The 9268-nt window shown below is 31.5% G+C and carries 9 protein-coding genes; 4 read left to right on the top strand and 5 right to left on the bottom strand.

The window, feature by feature from the left end; translation table 11 throughout:
* Positions 1-811: GlmU family protein (locus tag ABWO04_RS08135; protein WP_353078989.1), on the top strand; the 811-nt coding region annotated here is incomplete at its 5' end.
* A gap of 50 nt (positions 812-861) precedes the next feature.
* Here ABWO04_RS08135 and sufD read toward each other — a convergent pair.
* From sufD to ABWO04_RS08160, 5 genes are all read right to left on the bottom strand, one after another.
* Positions 862-2181 carry a Fe-S cluster assembly protein SufD gene (sufD, locus tag ABWO04_RS08140; RefSeq protein ID WP_353078991.1) on the bottom strand — a complete coding sequence of 440 codons (1320 nt, stop codon included), beginning with the start codon at positions 2179-2181 and terminating at the stop codon, positions 862-864.
* Between the two features lie 69 nt (positions 2182-2250).
* A complete protein-coding gene (gene sufC, locus ABWO04_RS08145; protein WP_353078994.1) occupies positions 2251-3000 on the bottom strand; it encodes a Fe-S cluster assembly ATPase SufC in 750 nt (249 codons plus the stop codon).
* Positions 3001-3036: 36 nt separating this feature from the next.
* Positions 3037-4485, bottom strand: coding sequence for a Fe-S cluster assembly protein SufB (gene sufB, locus ABWO04_RS08150; protein WP_353078996.1), 1449 nt, complete (start codon positions 4483-4485; stop codon positions 3037-3039).
* 85 nt (positions 4486-4570) lie between these two features.
* Positions 4571-4972, bottom strand: a complete 402-nt coding sequence (locus ABWO04_RS08155) for a four helix bundle protein (RefSeq protein ID WP_353078998.1) — start codon at positions 4970-4972, stop codon at positions 4571-4573.
* A 39-nt stretch (positions 4973-5011) separates the two neighbouring features.
* On the bottom strand, positions 5012-5341 hold the full coding sequence (locus tag ABWO04_RS08160; protein ID WP_291242476.1) for a HesB/IscA family protein: 330 nt from the start codon (positions 5339-5341) through the stop codon (positions 5012-5014).
* A gap of 266 nt (positions 5342-5607) precedes the next feature.
* Here ABWO04_RS08160 and ABWO04_RS08165 point away from each other — a divergent pair, with 266 nt between their 5' ends.
* The 3 genes from ABWO04_RS08165 to ABWO04_RS08175 form a co-directional block, all read left to right on the top strand.
* Entirely contained in the window at positions 5608-6465 is an 858-nt protein-coding gene (locus tag ABWO04_RS08165) for an MBL fold metallo-hydrolase (RefSeq protein ID WP_353079000.1), read from the top strand.
* A gap of 68 nt (positions 6466-6533) precedes the next feature.
* Positions 6534-8132 (top strand): S8 family peptidase, encoded by a 1599-nt coding sequence (locus ABWO04_RS08170; protein ID WP_353079002.1) that lies wholly within the window; start codon positions 6534-6536, stop codon positions 8130-8132.
* Between the two features lie 82 nt (positions 8133-8214).
* Positions 8215-9268, top strand: a 1054-nt coding sequence (locus ABWO04_RS08175) for a M1 family metallopeptidase (protein WP_353079004.1), incomplete at its 3' end; no start/stop codon positions are given.

Consider the following 9268-nt stretch of genomic DNA (forward strand, 5'->3'; position numbering starts at 1 on the left):
CTGCATTAAAATTGAAAACACTTGGGATATTTTTCAAAAAAATGAGGTAGCTATTCGTGAAGATTTCGAATTGTTGACTGAAGATCGATTTTCACAACCGATACCTAAATCGGTAAACGTAATTGCACCAGAAAATATTTTTATTGAAGAAGGCGCTAAATTAGAATTTGTAACCTTAAATGCATCAACAGGTCCTATTTATATTGGTAAAAATGCTGAAATAATGGAAGGTTCTGTAATTAGAGGTCCTTTTGCTTTGTGTGAATCGGGTAGAGTGAAATTAGCTACAAAAGTTTATGGCGCCACAACGGTTGGACCTCATTCTGTAATTGGTGGTGAAGTGAATAATTCGGTTTTATTTGGCTATTCTAATAAAGGACACGATGGGTTTTTAGGAAATGCCGTTTTAGGTGAATGGTGTAATATGGGTGCAGATAGCAACAATAGTAACTTAAAAAACAATTACGAAGAAGTAAAATTGTGGAGCTACGAAACAGAAAATTTCGCTAAAACAGGTTTGCAATTTTGCGGATTAATGATGGGTGACCACAGTAAATGCGGAATTAATACTATGTTTAATACGGGCACAGTTGTTGGGGTAAGTACTAATATTTTTGGAGCAGGATTTCCAAGAAATTTTGTGCCAAGTTTCAGTTGGGGCGGAGCAAGTGGTTTTACAACTTATCTGACCAAAAAAGCGTTTGAAACTGCTAAAATTGTAATGGCAAGAAGAAATGTTGAATTTTCTGAAGAAGACGCTAAAATTTTAGAACACGTTTTTGAAGAAACTAAAAAATATAGAAAAGAGTAAAAAAAAAGCGGTTTCAATATTGAAACCGCTTTTTTTATATAATTGTTTTTTTATAAATCAAATCCCATATTTACACCTAATTTATCGGCAATAATTCGGGCGATTTTACTTTTTAGTTCTGGAATTTTCACACTATTAGTCACTTCACTTGTAAACGCGTACATTAATAATGCTTTGGCTTCTTTTTTACCAATTCCACGTTGTTGCATATAAAACATCGCACTTTCATCTAACTGTCCAATAGTACAACCGTGTGAACATTTTACATCATCTGCAAAAATTTCCAATTGAGGTTTCGCATTAATAGTAGCTTTATCACTTAATAGAATATTATTATTTTGCTGAAACGCATCTGTTTTTTGTGCTTCTTTTTCTACGAAAATTTTACCATTAAAAACACCTGTAGCACTTCCGTCCAAAATAGTTTTATAATTTTGATGACTTTCACAATTTGGCGTTGCGTGTTGCACTAAAGTATAATGGTCAACGTGTTGTTTGTCGCCAATAATAGTAATACCTTTTAAAGTAGAATCAATATGTTCGCCTTGATGGTAGAAGTTTAAATTATTTCTGGTAATGTTTCCTCCAAACGAAAATGTATGAACCGAAACGTGACTGTCTTGTTTTTGAGCAATGTATGTATTGTCAATTAAATTCGCAGTTTGTAAATCGTTTTGCACTTTATAATAATCAACAATTGCGCGTTTTTGAGCAAAAATTTCTGTAACCGAATTTGTTAAAACCGGATTGCTATTTAAACTCTGGTGACGTTCTACAATTTGTACGTGTGCATTTTCTCCTACAAGTATTAAATTTCGAGGCTGTGTCATTAATGCAGCTTCAGAACCTGTTGAAAAATATAAAATTTCAATAGGTTTGTCAACCACTTTGCTCTTTGGAATATTTACATACGCACCTTCTTGAGAAAAAGCCGTGTTTAATGATGTTAAACTATCATCTTTATTCGCAATTTTGTTGAAATATTCGTCAATGTACATCTTGTATTTTGGCTTGTTTAAGGCCGAAGACATTAAGCAAACATCTAAACCATCGTGTGTGGTGGATGATAAATGTGAACTGAATTTCCCGTCAATAAATACAACTTTATACGTATCCACTTCATTTAAGAAGTATTTTTTTACATCAGCAAATTCTACAGTATTTTCTTTTTTAGGAAATACACTAAAATCATTTTTTAAAATGGCATTTAACGAGGTATATTTCCAGGCTTCCTCTTTTTTAGTAGGAAAACCTTTATTTTCAAAGTGTTTTATAGCTGAAGTTCTAATGTCGTGTAAATCATTGTTTACATCAGCAATTTTTTCTTCAAACGCCATAAAAGACGATAGTATTTTTTCTTTTAATTCCATAATTTATGTTTATGGTTTATGGTTTTTAGTTTATGGCTGCGAGAACAATAAACAATAAACTACAAACAATTATACCAATTCGTTTTTAATCCAATCGTATCCTTTTTCTTCTAATTCTAATGCTAAAGAGGCATCGCCAGATTTAACGATTTTTCCATCCATTAAAACGTGTACAAAATCAGGAACTATATAATCTAATAATCTTTGGTAGTGCGTAATAACTAAAACGGCATTGGTTTCATTTTTTAGCTTGTTCACACCATTAGCAACAATGCGCAAAGCATCAATATCTAAACCAGAATCTGTTTCGTCAAGAATGGCTAATTTTGGTTCTAACATCGCCATTTGAAAAATTTCATTACGTTTTTTCTCACCACCAGAAAATCCTTCGTTAAGTGAACGCGATAAAAATTTTCTGTCAATTTCTAACAATTCTGATTTTTCACGAATTAATTTCAGCATTTCATTTGCAGGCATATCTTCTTGTCCACGTGCTTTACGCGATTCATTAATAGCCGTTTTCATAAAATTTGTAACTGAAACACCAGGTATTTCAACTGGATATTGAAAAGACAAGAAAACGCCTTTGTGAGCTCTTTCTTCGGGTGCTAATTCAGATATGTCTTCACCTTCTAAAATAATTTCGCCAGCAGTTACGTTATAGTTTTCGTTTCCAGCAATTATAGATGAAAGGGTACTTTTTCCAGCACCATTTGGTCCCATAATCGCGTGAACTTCTCCCGCTTTTACTTCTAAATTAATTCCTTTTAATATTTCTTTGTCTTCAACTGAAGCGTGTAAGTTTTTAATTTGTAACATTGTATGAATGTGTTTTTATTCTGATTTATATTTTGATTATCCTACGGAGCCTTCTAAACTAATTTCCAATAATTTTTGCGCCTCTACTGCAAATTCCATTGGTAATTTATTTAAGACTTCTTTACTGAAACCATTTACAATTAAAGCAATTGCTTTTTCTGTAGGGATTCCTCTTTGGTTGCAATAAAATACTTGGTCTTCTCCAATTTTAGATGTGGTGGCTTCGTGTTCTATTTTTGCACTTGTATTTTTACTTTCTATATATGGAAATGTATGGGCACCACAATTATTACCCATAAGTAAACTATCACATTGTGAGAAGTTTCGGGCATTATCAGCGTTTTTACTAATTTGAACCAATCCACGGTAACTATTTTGAGATTTACCAGCCGAAATTCCTTTTGAAATAATGGTTGACTTTGTATTTTTACCTAAATGAATCATTTTTGTTCCCGTATCCGCTTGTTGGAAATTATTTGTTACAGCGATAGAGTAGAACTCACCAATAGAATTATCTCCTTTTAAAACACAAGATGGGTATTTCCAAGTTACGGCAGAACCTGTTTCAACTTGTGTCCAAGAAATTTTAGCGTTTTTCTCACATAAACCTCTTTTGGTTACAAAATTGAATACACCACCTTTTCCTTCTTTATTTCCAGGATACCAGTTTTGAACGGTCGAATATTTTATTTCAGCATCGTCTAAAGCAATCAATTCTACAACCGCAGCGTGAAGTTGATTTTCATCACGACTTGGAGCTGTACATCCTTCAAGATAAGAGACATAACTGCCTTCATCGGCGATTACTAAAGTTCTTTCAAATTGTCCTGTTCCACCTTGATTGATTCTAAAATAAGTTGATAATTCCATCGGACATTTCACACCTTTTGGAATATAACAAAAACTTCCATCAGAGAAAACGGCTGAATTTAAAGCGGCGTAAAAATTATCTTTTTGCGGTACAATAGTTCCTAAATATTTTTTAACTAATTCGGGATGTTCTTGAATGGCTTCGGAAATAGGACAAAAAATAATTCCTTTTTCGCCTAATGTTTTTTTGAATGTAGTAGCTACTGAAACAGAATCAACAACAATATCCATTGCTACATTATTCATTTTTTTCTGCTCGTCAATAGAAATTCCAAGTTTTTTGTACATTTCTAATAATTCCGCATCAACATCATCTAATGTTTTATTTGGATCTGATTTTTTTGGTGCCGAATAATAGGCAATAGCTTGAAAATCGGGTTTTTCATATTGCACATTTGCCCATTCTGGTTCTTCCATTTGTTTCCACGCGGCGAATGCTTCTAAACGCCAATCGGTCATCCATTGTGGTTCGTTTTTCTTTTCAGAAATAGCACGCACAATGTCTTCATTTAAACCAATTGGAAACGTTTCCGATTCTAATTCAGTATAAAATCCGTATTCGTATTCTTTATTTTCTAATTCGACTTTTAAATCGTCTTCTGTGTATTTACTCATTTTTTTATCTAAAAGATCTAAAAGATCTAAAAATCTAAAAAATTTATTAAACTATTAAATATGTAGCCAATTTATTTTTTTAGAATTATAGATTTTTTTGATTTAGTTTATCTTGTTTTTCTAAGTTTTTTAAATATTTTATGTAATTTCCTAATTGTTTTGAAATTTCTAAAACATTATTTTTGTATTCATGATAATTGTCATTATTTATGTATTCTAATGACAATAAAAAATTAAACATATTTCTACATTCTCCTGCTGATCCTTTTGAAAAATATAAAAATCTAATTAATTCTTTTTTCGTCTCCCGTTCAAAACCCTCCGCTATGTTGTTAGATATTGATAAGGCAGCTCTTTGTAATTGGTCTTTCAAACCGTAATCTTTAGCAATTTTTTCATCTGATAATGTCAATTTATAAACTTTTACACCAAATTGTAAAGCTTTTTGATAAACTTCCATTTCTTCAAATGAATTGTACTTTGCCATTTTTTGAATTTTTTAGATTGTTCCCTTTTTTAGATTCTGTTAAAGCGAAAAACTTTCCCCACACCCACACGTTCTTTGTGCATTTGGATTGTTAAAAACAAACCCTTTTCCGTTTAATCCTCCTGAGAATTCTAAAATAGTTCCAGCTAAATATAAAAATGATTTTTTTTCAACAGCAATTTTTACATTACTATCTTCGAAAACTTTATCATTTTCACCTAACTCTTTATCAAATTTTAATTCATAAGAAAGTCCAGAACAACCGCCACTTTTTACACCAACACGGACATAATCAGTTGCAGCATCAAAACCTTCTTCCTTCATCATATCAATAATTTTTTTACTTGCAGATTCAGATACTTTTATCATAACTTAGTTATTAATTATATTTGTTTTGTATTCCTTATTTTGATTTTGTCTAAATTAACTCTGCAAAGATAAACCATAAAAAACTTTTTACAAGGTTTGATAACATTTTTATAACTTATATTTTCATAGTTTTCATTTATGCTAATATTATTTTTTAGTGGTCATAAATGTTATCGTTTTTTTTATTGATGTTTACTTAGGCAAACTTGTTGTATTTTACGATTTCATTTATTGAAAATTTTGTAATTTGGCAAAAAATATAAATCATGAAATTATATCCAATAGAAGCAGGAAATTTTAAGTTAGACGGCGGTGCTATGTTTGGTGTTGTTCCCAAAACAATTTGGAATAAAACCAATCCTGCTGATGCTAATAATTTAATAGATATTGCTGCCAGATGTTTGCTAATTGAAGATGGAAATAAGCTTACATTAATAGATACCGGAATGGGAAACAAACAATCCGATAAGTTTTTTGGCTATTATTCTCTTTGGGGCGACGAAAGTTTAGACAAATCATTAGCTAAATTCGGATTTCATAAAGATGATGTTACTGATGTTTTTATGACACATTTACACTTTGACCATTGTGGTGGTTCTGTAAATTGGAATCACGACAAAACAGGTTATGAAGTGGCTTTTAAAAATGCAAACTTTTGGACAAATAAAAACCATTGGGAATGGGCAACTCAACCAAATTCTCGTGAAAAAGCTTCTTTTTTAAATGAAAATATTTTGCCAATGCAAGAAAGCGGTCAGTTGAAATTTATTAATCGTGCCGAAGGTGATTTTTTAACTACTTCAGAATTAGATTTTGGCATCTTTTTTGCTGATGGACATACCGAAAAACAAATGCTTCCGCATATTAATTATAAAGGAAAAACCATTGTTTTTTGTGCCGATTTATTAGCTACTGCTGGTCATATTCCTATTCCATATGTTATGGGATACGATACCAGACCGCTTTTAACAATGGACGAAAAAGCAAAATTTATGACTGCAGCTGCAGAAAATAATTACTATTTATTTTTAGAGCACGATGCACACAATCAAATTATAACTGTAGAAAAAACAGAAAAAGGGGTAAGGTTAAAAGATGTTTTTAAATGTGAAGATATATTTTAGTACATTTTATGTGTAACAAACCCTTTGAAATACTTACTAATTATCAAATTAAATAAAATTATACGAATATGAAAATTCAATTTAAACCTTTATATCTATCATTTGCCTTAGCACTTGTTTTATCTGGTTGCGGATCAGCTAAAATGGTTTCAACTCCGGTTGAGAATATTGATAAAATGCCATTAAAAACAACCCCTTTAAAAGAAAAAGACTTACAGCGTTGGAGTAATTTAGACATAATAAAAGACACCGTACCAGGTATGAGTGTGGATAAAGCGTATGCTGAAGTATTAAAAGGAAAAAAAGGAACGAAAGTGATTGTTGGTATTGTAGATTCTGGTGTAGATATTAATCACGAAGATTTAAAATCGGTTATTTGGACCAATCCAAAAGAAATTGCTGGAAATAATATTGACGATGATAAAAATGGGTATATTGATGATATTAATGGTTGGAATTTTTTAGGAGATGCTGTTCATGAGCAATTAGAAATGACTCGTATTGTAAAAAAAGGTCCAAACACACCTGATTATGAAAGAGCAAAAGCAAAATTAGAAGAAGATATTAAAGGATTGCAACAAGATAAGCAGCAATTAGATATGATTTTAAACGCTGAAAAAGCTATTAAATCGCATCTTAAAAAAGATAACTTTACTTTAGAGGAAGTTAAAAAAATTGATACTAAAGATCAAAGTTTGTTACAAGCAAAAGCGATGTTTTCTCAGTTTTTAACAGGAATGACTAAAGCTGATTTTGATAAAGAAATTATTGATTTTAAAGACCATGTTTATGGGCAATTAAATTATAATTTGAATGTAGCATACGATGGTAGAAAAATAGTTGGCGATAATCCAGAAGATATTAAAGATACAAAATACGGTAATAATAATGTCGTAGGACCTGAGCCAAAAGAAGCAAAACATGGTACACATGTTGCGGGTATTGTGGCGCAAGTAAGAGGTAATAAAAAAGGTGGCGATGGAGTAGCAAGCTCTGTTGTTTCAATTATGGCAGTTCGAGCGGTTCCTGATGGTGATGAATACGATAAAGATATTGCTTTAGGAATTCGTTATGCAGTAGATAATGGTGCAAAAGTAATCAATGGTTCTTTTGGAAAGTATTTTTCTCAAAACAAAGAATGGGTTATAGATGCCATAAAATATGCGGCATCTAAAGATGTACTTGTAGTAATTGCTGCAGGAAACGAATCATATGATTTAGATGTAACGAATAAATATCCAAATGACACGTATGATAATTCACTAGAATTTGCTAATAACGTTTTAATTATTGGTGCACTTACTCCAGATTATGGGTCTAAAATGGTAGCTTCTTTTTCAAATTATGGAAAAAATAATGTTGATATTTTTGCACCAGGTGAAAAAATTTACGCAACCACTCCTTTAAATACCTACGAATATTTACAAGGTACTTCAATGGCTTCACCAAATGTAGCGGGTGTTGCCGCATTAATTCGTGCTTACTATCCAAGTTTAACTTGCGTTGAGGTGAAACAAATTATTATGGAAAGTGGTACATCGTTAAAAAATATGATTTCTGTAGGTGAAGATAAAAAGAAGGTTAACTTTTCTGAAGTGTCTAAATCTGGAAAAATAGTAAATGCATATAATGCTTTGTTATTAGCTGAAAAAATGACTAAAAAATAAAACATCAAAAACATACAGTAACCACAAAGAGATACGTAGTCGTTTATCTTTGTGGTTTTCTTTTTACATAATACAGTTACAAATGAAAAATACATTTAAACATTTTTTAATTCTTTTAACAGGAATTTCTTTTGCACAAAACAATCCAAATTCAGGATATTGGCAACAACATGTTGATTATAAAATGAATGTGAATATGGATGTGAAAAAATACCAATATAAAGGAAATCAAGAATTAAATTATACAAATAATTCACCTGATACGTTAAAGAAAGTCTTCTTTCATTTGTATCCAAATGCGTTTCAGCCAGGAAGTGCTATGGATATGCGTTTGCAAACTATTTCGGATCCTGACAAACGAATGGTGCGAAAATTTACAAAAGATAAAAAAGAAATTAAGGAAAGTAGAATAAGTACTTTGCAGCCAAACGAAATTGGATATTTGTTGGTTTCAAATTGCAAACAAAATGGAACTGCTGCACAAAGTAGAGTAGTAGGAACCGTTTTAGAAGTTACTTTGCCTCAACCAATTTTACCAAAATCAAGTTCCACTTTTACATTAGATTTTGAAGGACAAGTGCCACTTCAAATTCGTCGTTCTGGAAGAAATTCAGAAGAAAATGTAGCGCTTTCCATGACACAATGGTATCCTAAAATGGCTGAATATGATTTTGAAGGATGGCATGCCGACACTTATATAGCAAGAGAATTTCATGGTGTTTGGGGGAATTTTGATGTAAAAATTACTATTGATAAAGACTATACTATTGGAAGTACAGGATATCTTCAAAATAAAAATGAAATTGGAAAAGGGTATGAAGACGCAGGTGTTGTGGTTACTTATCCGAAAAAAACATCATCATTAACTTGGCATTTCGTAGCGCCAAACGTACATGATTTTGCTTGGGCTGCAGATCCAGAATACATTCACGATAAAATTATGGGTGAAAATGAAACAGAATTACACTTCTTATATAAAAACAAAAAAGAGAACTTAGAAAATTGGAAAAAAATGCAGCCTAAAACCGCTGAATTATTAGCCTATTTCAATAAAAATGTAGGTCAATATCCGTACAAACAATATTCCGTTATTCAAGGTGGCGACGGTGGTATGGAATATGCCATGTGTACCTTGA

Origin of the sequence: Flavobacterium sp. (assembly GCF_040382755.1) — a bacterium.
GTDB lineage: Bacteria > Bacteroidota > Bacteroidia > Flavobacteriales > Flavobacteriaceae > Flavobacterium.